This window comes from Streptomyces cinnabarinus, assembly GCF_027270315.1.
In the GTDB taxonomy this organism is placed as follows: domain Bacteria; phylum Actinomycetota; class Actinomycetes; order Streptomycetales; family Streptomycetaceae; genus Streptomyces; species Streptomyces cinnabarinus.
In genome coordinates, this window is sequence record NZ_CP114413.1 from 8,578,988 (window position 1) to 8,594,778 (window position 15,791).

Genomic DNA, 15,791 nt, shown 5'->3' on the forward strand with positions numbered 1-15,791 from the left:
ACGCGGCCGGTGCGGACGGCCACTGAATTTCGACGGAGGGCGTTGGCGGTGTCACCTGGCGTGGCTCCCGTCCCGCCAGGTGACGTAAGACCCGTTGGCGCTACTCGCCCTTGGGGCCCGCCTGCTGCACCACGTCGAAGGACCACAGGGTGGAGCCGCTGGCCGCGGGGCGGGGGCGGTCGCCGCCTTCCGAGCCGCCGCCCTGGTGGGCGGACTTCATCGGGCCCTCCATCCACGCCTGGAAGGACTCCTCGTCGCGCCAGCGCGTGTAGACGAGGTAGTTGTCGGTGCCCTCGACGGGCCGGAGGAGTTCGAACCACTCGAAGCCGTCGGAGTTCTCGACGGCGTGCGCGCGGGAGGCGAAGCGCTTCTCCAGGGTCTCGCGCTGCTCGGCCGGAACGGACAGTACGTTGATCTTGACTACGCTCATGGTGCTCATCCTGCCCCACGGCCCTCGGCAGACCGGCGTCGCCCCGCACGGGGACAGGACGGGGCGTCAACCTTCCTCGGCCAGCAGTACGCCCAACTCCTCGCCCGCTCCCCAACGCCGTAGCGCTGAGCCGTCGAGCAGGCGGGTCCGGCCGTCCCGCCGTGCCCACTGGACGTCGCGGGCCGCGAAGGTGCCTCGGTGCACGACCACGCGGAGGATGTCGTCGTCCGCCTTTCCGCGGTGCGCGCGGGGACGTGGGGGTTCCTCGTCGGGGAGGGGCTCGGCCACCGGCCGGAAGGCCACGTCGAGATGGCACCCGTCGGTGTTGCGGGCGCGCACATGTGGCCGGTCGGGCGCGGGTATCAGCCGTACCCGCCATCCGTCCCGTCGCAGCATCCGCGCCACGGCCAGGGCGAGACCCTGGGTGTCGAGTTCGAGGAGGTCGTCCGGGGTGTAGTACCCGATGCGGCGACGGGCCCCTGGTCGTCGGCGGCGCATCCACAGCGCGACCGCGCCAACGACCGCTACGACACCGGTGATGGGGATCGCGATGCCCACGGCGCGGTATCCCCAGGCGAGCAGCGCGACCACGGCGCACACCACCGCCACCACCAGCACCAGCGCCGGTAACACCTCGCGGAACCTGGGCCCGTAGAGCCCGCCGGCCCGCAGCAGACGTACGGCCTCGCGGCGCTGCGCGCGACGTGACTGGACGGGACCGGACGACCACGACAGGCGCGCCACAGTGTCAGCCCCCCATGCTTCCCCGATGCCACCTGTGAAGTGGATACCCGCTTCGCGGCCAATTACCTTTCAGGTGGCGGGAATTGGGCCCAGCCCGAGCCGCGCGCGGAAGCACGGTGGGGCGCCCGGCGAGTGCGGCGTAGGCAAGGGCGCCGACCTGCGAAGTTCACACTTCAATCACATTTACGTCACTGATCCGCCCCATCGTGTCGTCGACCGCTCACCCCCCTCTACGGTCATCTGACACCGCAGCACCAGTGAGGGATGAATGTCGTACAACCAGCCGCCCGCTCAGCCCCCGTTCGCCGGGTCGTCGGCCGCCCGGCCCAGGTGGGCTCGCAAGCGGGTCGCGATCCCGGCCGCGCTCCTCGTCTTCTTCGTCGGAGTCGGCGTCGGTTCCTCGGACGGCGGCGGCGAGCAGAAGACCGGCGCCGGCAGCGCCGCACCGCGGCCCACGGTCACTGTGACGGAAACGGCCGACGCGAAGCCCGCCGCGGCGGGGGAGGCCGAGGACGCCAAGCCCGCCTCCGGCGGCGACCCGAAGGCGAAGGCGACGGTGCCCGACTTCGTCGGGATGGGCCTGCAGTCCGCGCAGGACAAGGCACAGGAACTCGGCTTCCACGCCCTCGACTCCCACGACGCGCTCGGCCGCGACCGTATGCAGGTGTTCGACCGCAACTGGAAGGTGTGCAGCCAGAGCGCCAAGGCCGGGACGTCGGCGTCGACCGACACCGAACTCGACTTCGGTGCGGTCAAGTTGGAGGAGGACTGCCCGGCGGAGGACCAGAAGCCGCCGACCGCGAAGGACGGCAGGATGCCCGACTTCAAGGGCAAGTCCGTGAACGCCGCCCGCGGGGCACTCGACTCCGGCACGTCGCTCACGGTCGAGGACGCGACGCCGGAAGACCGTTGGATCCTGGTCGAGTCGAACTGGCAGGTGTGCACCCAGAAGCCCGCCGCCGGTGTGGCACTGAAGGGCCAGCCGGTCACGCTCACGGCGGTCAAGTTCGGCGAGACCTGCCCGTAGCGCGATAATCGGTTGCCCGTCGGCGACGGTGATGGATGCAATACCCGGTGTGATCACCAAGGTGCACCCCCGGATCGGCGCCCTCGTCCCCCTGACCCGCCCGGGCTGGGTCGAGGCGGGCCACCACTTGCTCGCCGGACTCGAGCTGGCCGTTCGCGACGTCAACGACGCGGGCGGGGTCGGCGGAAGCCCGCTTGAACTGGTGGTCCGGGACACCGCGGCCGATCCGGAGATGGCCGTGGCGGCCGTGGAGGAGCTGGCCGGCCTGGGCGTGGCCGCTCTGGCGGGGGAGTACCACAGCGTCGTCGCCCGCGCCGCCGCCACCACGGCCGACGCCCTCGGACTGCCGTTCCTGTGCTCGTCGGCCGTGCTCGACGGGCTCACCGAGCAGCCGACCGAATGGGTCGCGCGCCTGCCCCCGGCGCAGTCCCACGGCTGGCGGATCTACGCGGACTTCCTCCTCGACGCCGGTCACCGTCGCATCGCCGTGGCCACGCAGCCGAGCGTCTACTGGGCATCCGGGACCCGCATCCTGCGCGACCACCTCGCCCCACGCGGCGGAACGGTCATCGAACTCGACATGACCACGCTCGCCCCCGACGCCGTGTGCAACGCGCTCGTCGACAACGGCGCGACAGCCCTCCTGCTCCTGGTCGGCCACCCGGATCCGGCGGTGCTGATCGTGCGGTCCGTCCGCCGCGACCGGCGCCTCACCGACATCCTGCTCGGCGCTCCGGCCGGGCAGCCGGAGTTCGCCGAATGGGCGGCGCTGCTGGGTGACGAGGGCACCGCGATCCCGTTCCTGCGCTATCTGCCCGAACAGCTCACGCCCCTCGGCACCCGAGTGGCGACGACTCTGCGCGAGAGCCTGGCCGAAGTCCCGTCCTTCGTCGCCTTCGAGGGCTACGACACGGTCACCGTCCTGGCCGAGCTGCTCCGTTCGCACGGCACGGACCGAGCCCGCATCGCCGAATCCTGGCCGCGCGTCGCCGTCGACGGCACCCGTGGCCCGATCCGGTTCTCCCGCACGCCCGGTATCGGCGTGTGGCAGTGGGCCTGGCCGCCCGTCCAGGTCGTGGACCGGGACCCGGCGGCGCCCGACCGCTTCCGGATCCTGCGCGCCGTACCGGGCGGTCCTGGCCTCAGTTGATACGGACCCCCGTGCCGCCGACCCGCACCCTCGGGTCACCCGCGCGCAGCGTCACCGTGAGCTCACCGGGGCGCCCCAGGTCCTCGCCCTGATGGAGGGTGAGGACGGAGTCCTCGGGCACCAGACCGAGTTCACGCGCGTACGCGCCGAACGCGGCGGCCGCGGCCCCGGTCGCCGGGTCCTCGACGACGCCGCCGACGGGAAACGGGTCGCGGACGTGGAAGACAGTGGCCGACTCCCGCCACACCAACTGGACCGTGGTCAGGTCGAGGCGGTGCATCAGGGCTTCGAGGCGCGCGAAGTCGTAGGCGAGATCCGCCAGTCGCTCGCGGGTGGCCGCCGCGAGCACGAGATGGCGGGCACCGGCGAAGGCTGTGCGGGGCAGGAAAGCCGGGTCGAGATCGGTGGCCGGCCAGCCGAGCGCGGCGAGCGCCTCGCTCAGGTCGGCGTCGGCGATCTCCTCGACATGCGGTTCGACACTGGTGAGTGTGGCCGTGACGGTCCCGCCCTCCTCGGTCACCCGCACCGGCACGGTACCGGCGCGTGTCGCGAAGACCAGCTCCCCGGGGCCGATCCGCTCCGCCAGCGCGATGGCGGTCGCGACGGTGGCGTGCCCGCAGAACGGCACCTCGGCCTTGGGACTGAAGTAGCGGACGCGGTACGCCCGTCCCCGCTGCCCGTCGATCCCCTCGGGCTCCTCGGTCAGGAAGGCGGACTCCGAGTATCCGAGGTCAGCGGCGATCGCCAGCATGTCGTGGTCGTCGAGGCCGGTGGCGTCCAGCACGACACCGGCCGGGTTTCCACCGTCGGGAGAGCTGGAGAAGGCGGTGTAGCGCAGCACCTCGGGCCGCTGGCGGTTCGTCGTCATGCTTACGGAACGCCCGGCGACTACTCGACAGTTCCCAAGATCCCGTACACGGATGCGGAGCCGAATCCCGAGACGTCAGCCGGTCCGCACCACGGCTGTGTGCAGCTCGCGTACGCCGCTGGTCCGCGGATGCCGCTCGGCCAGTTCGATGACGATCCGCCGGATGGCGGGCCGGTCGCGGACCTCGCCGGGGCTGGCCCGGAAGGCGTCCAGCAGTGCCCGCGCGGTCTGCTCGGGCCGCTGCCAGGCCCACCAGGCGCGCGCCATGTCGGTGCCCAGCCGGGCCTTGCGCTCGGCGGTCGGGAACTGGTCGGCCCGCAGGTTCTTCCCCGCTTCCAGGGCGGCCCCGGCGTCCCCCAGCGCCCAGTGGACACCGACCGTATAGAGGTCGACGTTGGCATAGGTGTTCGCACGATCATCCTCGACACCGTCGCGTACGCCGCGCAGTGCGTCCGCTTCAACGACGGACAGTTCCTGCATCACGTGCCGCATCCCGGACCCGTGGAGAGCGGCTCGGTGATGAGGACGGCCCGCATCGTCGCTGCCGACGACTGGGATGTCGATCTGCCGCTGTGGAGGGACGGCGCCGGAGGCGACCCGTGGCGTCGCGAGCGATGAGGCGCCCGCACCGCCGCCCACAACGCGGGACGGACCTACGCCCTGCGTCGTGCGCCGGGCCCGGGGCGTGCGGAGACTTCCTTCGGGGTGAGGGCGACATGTTCCTCGGCGCACTCGACGACGACGCGGACCGGGGCATCGCAGTCGGTGTGGCGCAGGTCCAGGACCGGGCCCTCGGGGTCCGGTGCGTATGCCTCGCCCCACTGACGCAGGGCGACGAGTACGGGCCACAGGTCCCAGCCCTTGCGGGTCAGCCGGTACTCGTTGCGGGAGCGGCTGCCCGGCTCGCGGTAGGCGACCGTCCGGAGGATTCCGACCGCGGTGAGCTTGCGCAGGCGGTCGCTGAGGACCGCCTCGGACAGGCCGATGTGGCGCCGGAAGTCGTCGAACCGGCGTACGCCGGTGGCGGCGTCCCGAATGATCAGCAGGGTCCACTTCTCGCCGACCAGATCGAGCGTGCACTGGACGGGACAGTTCTCGGTGCTGACCTCAAGCCACTCCATGCCCCCATGCTACGGGCTGACTATTCCTTTGACAGTCAGGTGGGCGCCGGGCTAGCTTCAGTCGACGAAGCCAGCTGAGAGGACGCCGAGGCATGGGACGTACACGCACCTACGAGTGGGAGGACCCCGCGACCAGCGCCGCCGTCGTGGGCCGCGCCTCCGGCATGGACTTCCTGCGGGAGATGCAGGCGGGCCGGCTGCCCGCGCCGCCCGTCTCGGCCACCCTCGACTTCACGCTGGACGAGGTGGAAGAGGGCAGAGCTGTGTTCTCGATGACGCCGGGCGAGGAGCACTACAACCCGATCGGCAGCGTGCACGGCGGTGTCTACGCCACCCTGCTCGACTCCGCGGCGGGCTGCGCCGTGCAGACCACGCTCCCGCCGGGCATGGGGTACACCTCGCTCGACCTGAACGTGAAGTTCCTCAAGCGCATCACCGCGGACACGGGCAAGGTCCGGGCCATCGGCACGATCGTCAACCGGGGCCGGACGACCGCGCTGGCCGAGGCCAAGCTGGTCGACGAGGACGAACGCCTGCTCGCCCACGCCACGAGCAGCTGTCTGCTGTTCCCGATGCCTCCCTCCGCGGTCTGAGAGACGGGCTCGTGCGGAACGGCTGACCGGCCGAGCCGGGGGCGCGGGGGCTTCCTGGGGACACCGGTTCGGGTGCGGCGTACGCTCGTGGGCGGGGGCATCCTCGTCGACGTCGTGGCAGGACCGGACCCGGTCGTGACCGCGGGAGGTGTCATGACCGCGCTCGGTGATCTGATCGAGATCGACGGCCGGACCGTGCTGGTCCTCGGCCAGGAATTGGATGTGGCGCACGGCCGGCCGGATGTGGCCAACGCGCTCGTGCACCGGGTCAGGGACACGCTCGTGATGGTCGACACCGGCGTCACGGCGCCCTTCCGCACGGCCCTGCGGAAGGCGGCCGACCAGGTCGGGCCCTGGTCCCGGGCGCTGCTGCTGACCACGCACGGCCACCTCGACCACGTCGGCAACAACGACCTGGCCGACGAGCTGGGAGTGCCGGTCGAGCACTATGTACCCGCCCCGGACGTCGACCAGATGCGGTACCCGAAGCCGTACTGGACGCGGTCGTTGGCCCGTGTCGCCGGGCTGGCGCCGCTGCCGGGGCCGCCCGCGCAGGCCGCCACCGCGCTGGTGTCCCTGTTCCAGCCGATGCGGCCCTTCGGGGCGACGACCCGGACCTACGAGGAGCGACCGCTGGAGCGGATCCGGATCGGCTCGCTGCGGTTCACCGGCTGGACCTTCGCCGGCGGTGCCGTCCGCGTGCTGCGCAGCCAGGGCCACTGCGCCGGGCATGTGATCGTGCACCTGGGCGACTGCGGAGTCCTTCACCTGTCCGACGAGGGCAACGGGCCGTGCGGCGCGATGATCGACGCCGACCAGCTCAAGCTCCAGACCGTACTCGGCGCCGCGGCCCGCCTGTTCGAGGAGGAACAGGCCGAACTCCTCACCGACGGGCACACGTTCTCGCTGCGCCGCGGCGCCGAGGCGGTGACCTACCTCGACGGCCTGCTGGAGCAGGCGACCGCGCTGCAATCGGCAGCACTCGAACTGACCGGGGCGGGCGGCCGGATCCGGCCGAGCGCCTTCACCACCGGCTACCTCGAAGCCGCCGCGGCCCTCGGAGCCGGCGGCGCCAACCCGAGCAGGATGTTCACCGCCATGACAGCGGTCAACCAACTCCACGCGCTCGGCCTGCGACCGGAGTCCGCCGAGGTGGACGCGCCGTGGTCCCGGCCGACGCTCCAGAGCCTTGTAACGGACGACCGATAGCCTGTCGGCCCTCGCGCGCCGAGGTTCTTGTCCGTACGCCCAACACCGTCCGTGTGGGTGACTACCTCTGGCAGGCGCAGATCGCCGTCCGCCCATATCGTGATCAATTGGTGTGCTCGTCGGCAGGGGTGGTGGTTCCACGGGAGGATCCTGATGACCTCGTTCGCGCGTGCAGAGCGTTCAGCGGCCCAAACTCCCGGCCGCAGGCCGGTGGCATGGTCGCTCCGTACCGTGCGGGGCCTGCCCGTCACCCGGCCTGGGGACGCCGCGGAGCGGGCGGCCGGCTCCCTCGCCGACCGCGTGGCCGCCGCGCGTCCGGTGGGCCCGCCGGCCTCGACGCGTCGCCCCGCGAGATCGCGCGACGCCGTGGAGGGCGCCGTGCCGCCGGGTGGCGGCCGGCCACTGGACTCAGCGGTGCGGGGCGAGATGGAACGTGCCTTCGGGCACGACTTCAGCCGCGTGCGGGTGCACGGCGGATACCAGGCATCGCTGATGGCCGGGCAACTGTCGGCGCGCGCCTACAGCGTGCGGCACGACATCGTGATGGGCCACGGTGAGTCCCCGCACGGTCCCACTGGCCGCCGTCTGCTCGCGCATGAACTCGCGCACGTCGTCGAGTACGACCACTCGGGCCGCACGGTCATCGCCCGGCAGACCACGCAGGCCGCAGGACCGCCTCCGGCTGTTCTGGGCCCAGCTGTCATCCAATACGAGGAGACCCCGCTGCCCGGAGGGATGGTGCGACTGCGGGTGTGGGGGCGGATCGGTGATCCCATCGCTCGACCTGGCTTGGAGAAGAAGTACCCCTTGCCCGGGCAGATCGGGCTGACCGGCTTCGACCGCTGGCATCTCGCGGGACCCGACGCGATCGGGGAGGAGGCGGGGATCGCCTACACTCCGAAGAATTTCAACATCAGCCGTACGGCGGAAGTCGAGAACGTCGTCCGGCGAGCCCGCGACGCGGTGCAGAAGCAGGGCGGTGAGGTCTTCATCGACTTCCAGGCCGACTGCCGCGTTCTGGGCGAGCGGCAGGGCGTGACCATCAGGGCGCCGGAGACCGTTCATTGGAGGGCGGAGGTCAGGGCCGCCGGCAGTGACAAGCTGGTGTCCATTCTCAACGAACGGGCCACCGTACCCACGGCGCCGCCCTTGGCCCCGCTGCCGGGCACCGCCGGTGGCGGCTCAGCCGGGAAGCAGCCACAGCCGCAAGCCACGGCCAAGCCGAAGCCGGCCGCGCCCACCCCGGCTCCCACCCCGACCCCGACCCCGGCTCCCACCCCAACCCCGGCTCCCGCACCCACTCCTGTACCCACCCCGGCTCCCGCTCCACAGCCCGCACCTGCCGCCCCCGAACCCGTCGCCGAAGCGCCCGCATCCCCTTTGAACGTCAGGCCCGTCACACCGCCCGTCGCTCCGCCGACCCCGCGGCAGGTCGGCCCGCGGCCCGACTGGAAGGCCGGACTCAAATCCGGCGGACGCGCATTGTTGTGGGCACTGGCCTTCGCCGCTCTGGATTACTACGCGAACCAGAAGCTCGCGGAGAAGTTGGAACAGGACATTGAGCGGGCCAGGCAGGGCGCCACGCCCTGGGCGCGCAGGGTGAAGGCGCAGGACCCGTCCAAGCCGGTCTACTTCACGATCAAGGTGATGTCCGTACAGGACAGCCAGTACGTGCCCTTCGCGGGAGTGACGCCGTACGAGACCCGGCTGGACCTCACTGGGATCGAGATCAGCGAGCGGAATGTCGATCCGCCGTCCGTCGTCGTCGAGGAGCGCGAATGGGACGTGGTGCACCCCATGCGCCCCTTCGGCAGGACAACCAAGGTCACTTACAGCGAGTTGCTGATTCCCTAGATATTGCCGTCAAAATTGTTGACGATATCTTGAGCATGGTCCACTCTCACCGGTTGGCGCGCCACCGCTCAGGCGCGCGCCCACACCGAGAGGGGTAACCCATGCGCATGCGATGGTCCTTCGTCCGCGGTCGAACCAGAACGGCCCTGGCCGCGGGCGCGGCCCTGGTGGCGATGCTCGCTGCGGTCCTCGTGCCCGCCACGGACGCGAGTTCCGCGCGCGGCGCGACAGCCTCGCGCCAGGCCGTCACGGCGGACGGCCTGGCCGATCTGCCCGCCGTGCTGCCGGTGATGGACTGTGCGAGCGTGCCGGGGCTCGACCTCCACGGTGTCACTGACGCCCCGGTCTCGATCTCCTCCGCGAAGGTCGTGATCACGGGGGCGGCCCCGTACTGCGAAGTGCGCGGGACGATCGCCCCGGCGAACACCATCGTCCTGCGCCTTCCGGTCGACGGCTGGACACAGCGCTACGTCCAGACCGGCTGCGGCGGCCTGTGCGGAAGCGCGAACATCAGCTACGGTCAGGCGTCGGCCTGTCCGGTCATCAAGGACGGCACCGTCGCCAGCGCCACGACCGACATGGGACACCAGGGGCGGAACGACGGCTCCTGGGCGCTCGACAACCCCCAGGCCCAAATCGACTTCGCCTATCGCGGCGTGCACGTCACGTCCGAGGTCGCCAAGGCGGTCATCGCGGAGTTCTACGGCAAGCGCCCCGCCTACTCCTACTTCACCGGCTGCTCCGACGGCGGCCGGGAAGCGCTCATGGAGGCGCAGCGCTACCCCGACGACTTCGACGGCATCGCCGCCGGGGCGCCCGCGAACAACATGGTCGTCCAGAACACCTTCCACCACGCCTGGAACGTCCTCACGAACCGGGACGCGGAAGGCGACTACATCCTCCTCGCCGACCAACTTCCCCTCATCCACCAGGCCGTGCTCGACGCCTGCGACGCACGGGACGGGCTCACGGACGGGGTGCTCGACGACCCGCGGCGCTGCGACTTCGACCCGAAGACGCTGGTGTGCGACTCCGGCCAGGATCCGTCGACCTGCCTCACCGCCGCACAGGCCGCCGTCGTCCAGCGCCTGCACGACGGCGCAACCGACATGCAGGGCCGCCGACTTGAGCTGCCGATCTCCCATGAGTGGGGCTCCGAGCTGGAGTGGACCCTGTTCGTGCCGCTGGCGCAGGGCCAGACCGTGGCGAGCGAGAACTTCGTGACGTCCTTCACCCGCTACCTGGCCCACACCAACGCCCCGAACCCCGAATTCCGTCTGTCCGACCTGAAGTTCACCGACGAGTCGTTCTGGAAGACGGTTCAGTCCTCCAGCTACCTGGCCGCCATGGACCCCGACCTCGGCGCGTACGCGAGGAGCGGCGGCAAGCTGCTTCTGTGGCACGGCTGGAACGACCAGCACATCTCACCGCAGGGGACGCTCGCCTACTACGACGCCCTCCGTGAGACGATGGGCGCGAGGGCGGCCGACCGCTTCGCCAAGTTCTACATGTTCCCGGGCGTGGCCCATTGCGGCGGCGGTGCCGGACCGAACACCTTCGACATCCTCACCCCCGTGATGGCCTGGGCGGAGAGCGCCACCGTGCCCGGCCGGATCGTCGCGTCCAACGTCTCCAACGGCACCGTGACGCGCACCCGCCCCGTCTATCCGTACCCGCAGGTCGCCCGCTACGACGGCACAGGCAGCGTCGACGACGCCTCGAACTTCGTACCGCGAACCCCATCCACCCGGCCGGACGCCGACGCTTACAACTGGCTCGGCAAGCGCCTGTACTCCCAGGGCTACCAGACCTGGTGCAGGGCCGTGGACGGCAAGCTCGTTTGCCGTCCTGCGCGGACCTGGCTGACGGAGCGTCAGACCTCTGGAACGGCTGGTCGTACCGTCATGGGCATGATAATTTCTGGGCGCAGATCAGAGTAATACGCCTCCGTAAGGCCATGACTTGGTGCTGCGCAGATGCTGAGTCGCCTGGGGGTTGAATGTCGAGCACGCGTCCCACTGTCGGTGTGCCGCGATTCGGTTCGAGTGCGGCGCTCCTTGCGGCCATAGCCCTACTGGCCGGCTGTGCGTCTGGCGCGGACACCGGTTCCGGTGGCGACGGGGACGCCGTCCCGAGCGGCCGCGCCGCCCAGCAGGCGCCTCGTCTGACCAATGCCAACAGTCGTGACATGCCGCTCGACAAGTATCTGCTGAATCCCGCCCAGCAGGAATCGGTCTTCCTGGCGTACTCGACCGGCATTGCGCACTGCATGCGCAAGTACGGGTATGAGCACCCGGTTTCCCGCCCCGTCGACTCCGGCCTGTCAGGGGAGGACGCACCGAAAACGCGGGTCGACGGGCGCTTCGGATTCCAGAGCATGACTCACGCGAGGAAGTGGGGCTACCATCCTGCGGGCGGTTTCCCTGACCGTTCGCAGGACTCCGCCGAAACGCAGTCGGACGCCGACAGGTGGTTCGCTCTCACCGGAGCCCGCGACCTCAATTCGGACTTCGGTCCCGGCGGCACAACCCGAGACGGCCACAAGGTACGCAGCCGTGGTTGCGTCGGGGATTCCGTACTGAGGATGACGGGGGCCCGCGACGGCGTCGTGGGGGACAGCGATCTCGCGACCGAGCTGAAATTCCAGACGCTCGCGGATGGACAGAAGGACAAGCGAACCCTCGAAGTGTTCGAGCGCTGGTCGCTCTGTATGCGGGAGCGCGAGTACTCCTACCGCACTCCGCTCGAGGCCCTGAGCGACGCGCGCTGGGCGCAATCCGCGCAACCCTCCAGCGAGGAAACCGACACTGCGGTCGCGGACCAGAAGTGCCGAAGCGAGCACAACGTCGTAGGCGTGTGGTTCGCCGTGGACTACGAATATCAAGAGCGGGCCGTGGAAGCCAATCTGGCCAAGCTCCGCGAAGTGAAGACGCAGTTGACGCGTCAGGTGCGAGCGGCCCACGAGATTCTCGACGAATCGCGGTAGGGCAGTGGGTCGGCAACGAAAGGGCGGGAATGTGAAGAGAAGACTGATCGGTGCTTTCGCGGTGTCGCTGAGCCTCTTCGGCTTGAATGTCGTAGCGACGGACACGGCACAGGCCCAGACGGCTTCGAGCTGCACGGTGGGGGTCAACTGCCCGCCGTACAGCTGCAACGCGGGTGACGTTTGCCTGTACTACAACTCGATCGAGAACGGTCTGAACGGAATTTTCAGGCAGTTCACTCCCATCCCCGACTACCGTGATTCGGCATTCCTGATCTCCAACTACGGAGGCGAGGGAGCCGGTCAGACCGTGAAGAACAACGCCGCCGCGGTGCACAACCGAAAGGACCGGCATTTCGGTGTCTTCTACAACAGCAACTACAGCTGTGCGGTGGCCTGTCAGCAGATCCTTTCGCTGACGCTCAAGAACCTGAACGCGTCCCTGAAGAACAACAACGCTTCGGGTACTTGGTGATCGAGTAAACCCCCGGCGCTCGGTCGGCAAGGGGGAGGCGTGGAATCAGCGTCTCCACCTCGCCGACCGGTCGTGAGCGGCTGTCGCCTGCGATACTCGCTCGCGTGCCTTCCGCAGTCGGGGCTGACGGTCCTGGCAGGCTTCCGCCGCATCGTCCGCGTCCTCGAACCCCACGCGGTTCACGCGCCCGCGTCCGGGTCCTCATGAGCGCCCGGCAACTGGTTGTGTCCCTCGGACCAGTGATTCGTCCACCCGCAGACCCCGCAGGCGTAGCGTCCGTTGACCCCGGACACCTCGGCGCCGCAGCCCCGGCAGTCCGTCGTCGTGATCTCCTGCGCGTTGAGGAACGCCGTCGCGGCGGCAGCGGTGAGCGGGTCCGGAACGGAGGGCGAGGGCTTCCTGGTCACGATCGTGACCCTATCCACCGACTTCCCTTTCCGGCCAGGTGTGGTCAGGCTGTGTCCGGCAGGCTGGAGATCTTCGATGGGGGAGTGGCGGATGGCGGGGACCGGCAGTGGGGTGGCGGGGCTCGATGCGCGGCCTTGGTTCGTCGCGAACGAAGTCCTGGCGTTCCTGTTGGAAATCGCCGCGCTGGCCTTTCTCGGCTGGTGGGGATTCGGTGCGGGCCATGAGGGCGCGCTGCGCGTCCTGCTCGGTGTGGGCACACCCTCGCTCGCGGTCCTCGTGTGGTGGATGTTCGCCGCGCCCCGGGCCCGTTGGCGGCCCCGGCTCGCCCTGGTGCTGGTGGTGAAGGCGCTGGTGCTCGGGGGTGGGGCCGCTGCCCTGTACGCGGTCGGGCACCCCGTCGCGGCGGGCGTCGTGGCCGTTGTGACGGCCGTCAACACCGCGGTGGCCGAGTACTTCCGGGCCTCGCCCTCGGGTGTACGGTCGCCGAATCTGCCCTGATTCAGAGCCCGGCAGGGACTCGCGACCGTCCGTCCCCTCACCTTGTCAGCCCGCCGACCACGCCTGTATAACGTTGTAAAATTGACGTGAAGGGATTGCCGTGCGGGTCAGCCTCAAGGATGTCGCCGCGCACGCTGGGGTCTCGATCAAGACCGTCTCCAACGTGGTGAACAACTATCAGCACGTCACGCCGGCCATGCGCGAGCGCGTTCAGCGATCGATCGACGCGCTCGGCTACCGGCCCAACCTCGCCGCCCGGCACCTGCGCAAGGGGCGCACGGGCATCATCGCGCTCGCCCTGCCCGAACTGGGCAACCCCTACTTCGCCGAACTCGCGGCCACCGTCATCGACGCCGCCGCCGCGCATGACTACATCGTGCTGCTGGACCACACCGGCGGCCGCCGCGAGCAGGAGATCCTGGTCAGTCAGGGTTTCCGGGCCAGGGTCATCGACGGACTCATCCTCAGCCCGATCGAGCTGGAGACCGAGGATCTGCGCGACCAGTCGGAGAACGTCCCCCTCGTGCTGCTCGGCGAACGGGACTACGCCCTGCCGTACGACCACATCGCCATCGACAACGTCGCCGCGGCCCGCGCCGCGGTACGGCACCTGATCGACCTCGGTCGGCGGGAGGTGGCGTTCATCGGCGCGCGGCGCGGCCGCAGTGAGCCCGCCCAACTGCGCGTACGGGGCTGGCGCGAGGAGCTCACCGCAGCCGGACTGCCCGCCGACGACGGGCTGGTCGCCGCCACCGACGGGTGGGGGCACGCGGACGGCGCCGCCGCCATGGCGCGCATCCTGGAATCCGGACGGCGCCCCGACGCGGTCTTCGCCTACAACGACCCGATGGCCATCGGCGCCATGCGCGTCCTGCACGAACGAGGGCTCCGCGTGCCCGACGACATCGCGATCGTCGGGTTCGACGACGTGGTCGAGGGGCGGTTCGGCGCGGTGACGCTCACCTCCGTGTCGCCGGACAAGGAAGCCATCGGCCGGCTCGCGGTCGAGTCGGTGCTGGCCCGGCTCGGTGGCGGTGACGCGCCCGAACCGCGCCGGGTATGGGCGGACTACCGCCTGGTGCAGCGGGAGAGCACGCTGGGGCGCGGTGCGCCGCACCGCGACGGCCAGGGCTGATCCGCCCGCCGGTCGCCAACTCCCCGCACTCCCGAACGCCTCCCAAGTCCCCTTGGTGCACAGGGGGTTTACAGCATCCTTCCAACGATGTAAAAACCTCTGTGCGGCAGGTCGAACGGCCTTTCCCGCCAGGGAGAAGCGCCAATCCGCTCGTTCACCACCACCTCAACTCCCTTCAGCGTCGCCCGGATCGGGGTCACCATGCAGCGCACCACGCACCGTCGTCGCCCACTCGCCCACCCCGTGGTCGTCTCCCTGGCCGCCGCGGTGGCCTTGACCGCCACCTCCTGCGCGAAGTCGGAGGACGACGCGTCGAGCGGCACCTCCTCCGCGACCGCCGCAGGCGCCGAACAGAAGGTCGCCTCGCCCGCACCGGGCGGCAAGACCTGCACCATCGAGGCGTACGGCGCCGAGAAGCTCGACCTCAAGAACGCCACCGTCGGCTTCTCCCAGTCCGAGAAGGAGGCCAACCCGTTCCGTATCGCCGAGACGCAGTCCATCAAGGACGAAGCGGACAAGCGCGGGGTCAAACTGCTCACGGCCAACGCCCAGTCGCAGTTCTCCAAGCAGATCAGCGATGTCCAGGACCTGCTGGCCAAGGGGGCCGACCTGCTGGTCATCGCCCCGCTGAACTCCGACGGCTGGGACCCGGTCCTGCAGGCGGCGGCCGCCAAGAAGGTCCCCATCGTCACCATCGACCGCAAGATCAACGCCACGGCCTGCAAGGACTATGTCTCCTTCATCGCCTCCGACTTCGTCGAGCAGGGGCGGCGCGCCGCCGACCAGATGATCGAGGCGACCGGCGCCAAGGGCGAGGTGGCGATCCTGCTCGGCGCCGCGGGCAACAACGTGACCACCGAGCGCACCAAGGGCTTCAAGGACCGCATCGCGGAGAAGGCCCCCGAGCTGAAGGTCGTGTTCGAGCAGACCGGAGACTTCGCCCGCGAGAAGGGCCAGCAGGTTACCGAGCAGCTCATCCAGTCCAAGCCCGGGATCAAGGGCATCTACGCCGAGAACGACGAGATGGGCCTCGGTGCCGTCGCCGCGCTGAAGGGCGCCGGGAAGAAGGCCGGCGACGTCAAGATCGTCACGGTCGACGGCACCCGCAACGCCGTCCAGGGCATCGTGGACGGCTGGATCAGCGGGGTCATCGAGTCCAACCCCCGCTTCGGCCCGCTGGCCTTCCAGACCCTCGACACCTTTACCCAGGGTGAGGAAGTCGCCCAGGACATCGTTATCGAGGACGGTGCCTACGGCGCGGACAACGCGAAGAGTGATCTCGGCAAGGCGTACTGA

General features: G+C 69.9%; 16 protein-coding genes and 1 pseudogene. 11 read left to right on the forward strand and 6 right to left on the reverse strand.

Features of this window, described 5'->3' with window-relative positions; genetic code table 11:
- Positions 1-100: 100 nt before the first annotated feature.
- The gene (locus tag STRCI_RS38710) at positions 101-430 is read right to left on the reverse strand and encodes an antibiotic biosynthesis monooxygenase family protein (protein ID WP_269663680.1); all 330 of its coding nucleotides are present in this window, start codon (positions 428-430) and stop codon (positions 101-103) included.
- 66 nt (positions 431-496) lie between these two features.
- Positions 497-1,174 carry a hypothetical protein gene (locus STRCI_RS38715; RefSeq protein WP_269663681.1) on the reverse strand — a complete coding sequence of 226 codons (678 nt, stop codon included), beginning with the start codon at positions 1,172-1,174 and terminating at the stop codon, positions 497-499.
- Positions 1,175-1,442: 268 nt separating this feature from the next.
- Between STRCI_RS38715 and STRCI_RS38720 the strand changes: the two genes are divergently transcribed.
- Positions 1,443-2,201 (forward strand): hypothetical protein, encoded by a 759-nt coding sequence (locus STRCI_RS38720; protein WP_269663682.1) that lies wholly within the window; start codon positions 1,443-1,445, stop codon positions 2,199-2,201.
- Positions 2,202-2,232: 31 nt separating this feature from the next.
- Positions 2,233-3,351, forward strand: coding sequence for an ABC transporter substrate-binding protein (locus STRCI_RS38725; protein ID WP_269663683.1), 1,119 nt, complete (start codon positions 2,233-2,235; stop codon positions 3,349-3,351).
- Here the strand turns inward: STRCI_RS38725 and STRCI_RS38730 are convergent.
- The 3 genes and pseudogenes from STRCI_RS38730 to STRCI_RS38740 all read right to left on the reverse strand — a co-directional run bounded on the left by STRCI_RS38730 (position 3,344) and on the right by STRCI_RS38740 (position 5,340).
- Positions 3,344-4,219, reverse strand: a complete 876-nt coding sequence (locus tag STRCI_RS38730) for a PhzF family phenazine biosynthesis protein (RefSeq protein WP_269663684.1) — start codon at positions 4,217-4,219, stop codon at positions 3,344-3,346. The genes STRCI_RS38725 and STRCI_RS38730 overlap by 8 nt on opposite strands.
- Positions 4,220-4,294: 75 nt before the next feature.
- A pseudogene (locus STRCI_RS38735) lies at positions 4,295-4,624 on the reverse strand (transcriptional regulator); the annotation flags it as partial.
- 248 nt (positions 4,625-4,872) lie between these two features.
- Positions 4,873-5,340: a winged helix-turn-helix transcriptional regulator gene (locus STRCI_RS38740; RefSeq protein ID WP_269663685.1), complete on the reverse strand. Its 468-nt coding sequence runs from the start codon at positions 5,338-5,340 to the stop codon at positions 4,873-4,875.
- Positions 5,341-5,432: 92 nt separating this feature from the next.
- Here STRCI_RS38740 and STRCI_RS38745 point away from each other — a divergent pair, with 92 nt between their 5' ends.
- The 6 genes from STRCI_RS38745 (at position 5,433) to STRCI_RS38770 (ending at position 12,454) form a co-directional block, all read left to right on the forward strand.
- The gene (locus STRCI_RS38745; protein ID WP_269663686.1) at positions 5,433-5,933 is read left to right on the forward strand and encodes a PaaI family thioesterase; all 501 of its coding nucleotides are present in this window, start codon (positions 5,433-5,435) and stop codon (positions 5,931-5,933) included.
- Positions 5,934-6,005: 72 nt separating this feature from the next.
- Positions 6,006-7,142, forward strand: a complete 1,137-nt coding sequence (locus STRCI_RS38750) for an MBL fold metallo-hydrolase (protein ID WP_269663687.1) — start codon at positions 6,006-6,008, stop codon at positions 7,140-7,142.
- A gap of 231 nt (positions 7,143-7,373) precedes the next feature.
- On the forward strand, positions 7,374-8,996 hold the full coding sequence (locus STRCI_RS38755; RefSeq protein ID WP_269663688.1) for an eCIS core domain-containing protein: 1,623 nt from the start codon (positions 7,374-7,376) through the stop codon (positions 8,994-8,996).
- A 101-nt stretch (positions 8,997-9,097) separates the two neighbouring features.
- Entirely contained in the window at positions 9,098-10,936 is a 1,839-nt protein-coding gene (locus STRCI_RS38760) for a tannase/feruloyl esterase family alpha/beta hydrolase (protein ID WP_269663689.1), read from the forward strand.
- A 248-nt stretch (positions 10,937-11,184) separates the two neighbouring features.
- Positions 11,185-11,982 carry a hypothetical protein gene (locus tag STRCI_RS38765; RefSeq protein ID WP_269663690.1) on the forward strand — a complete coding sequence of 266 codons (798 nt, stop codon included), beginning with the start codon at positions 11,185-11,187 and terminating at the stop codon, positions 11,980-11,982.
- Positions 11,983-12,013: 31 nt separating this feature from the next.
- Positions 12,014-12,454 carry a peptidase inhibitor family I36 protein gene (locus STRCI_RS38770; protein WP_269663691.1) on the forward strand — a complete coding sequence of 147 codons (441 nt, stop codon included), beginning with the start codon at positions 12,014-12,016 and terminating at the stop codon, positions 12,452-12,454.
- Between the two features lie 179 nt (positions 12,455-12,633).
- Here STRCI_RS38770 and STRCI_RS38775 read toward each other — a convergent pair whose 3' ends face one another.
- On the reverse strand, positions 12,634-12,861 hold the full coding sequence (locus tag STRCI_RS38775) for a hypothetical protein (RefSeq protein WP_269663692.1): 228 nt from the start codon (positions 12,859-12,861) through the stop codon (positions 12,634-12,636).
- 91 nt (positions 12,862-12,952) lie between these two features.
- Between STRCI_RS38775 and STRCI_RS38780 the strand changes: the two genes are divergently transcribed.
- From STRCI_RS38780 to STRCI_RS38790, 3 genes are all read left to right on the forward strand, one after another.
- A complete protein-coding gene (locus STRCI_RS38780) occupies positions 12,953-13,360 on the forward strand; it encodes a YrdB family protein (protein WP_269663693.1) in 408 nt (135 codons plus the stop codon).
- Positions 13,361-13,460: 100 nt separating this feature from the next.
- Positions 13,461-14,495 (forward strand): LacI family DNA-binding transcriptional regulator, encoded by a 1,035-nt coding sequence (locus STRCI_RS38785; RefSeq protein ID WP_269663694.1) that lies wholly within the window; start codon positions 13,461-13,463, stop codon positions 14,493-14,495.
- A 201-nt stretch (positions 14,496-14,696) separates the two neighbouring features.
- On the forward strand, positions 14,697-15,791 hold the full coding sequence (locus tag STRCI_RS38790) for an ABC transporter substrate-binding protein (RefSeq protein WP_269663695.1): 1,095 nt from the start codon (positions 14,697-14,699) through the stop codon (positions 15,789-15,791).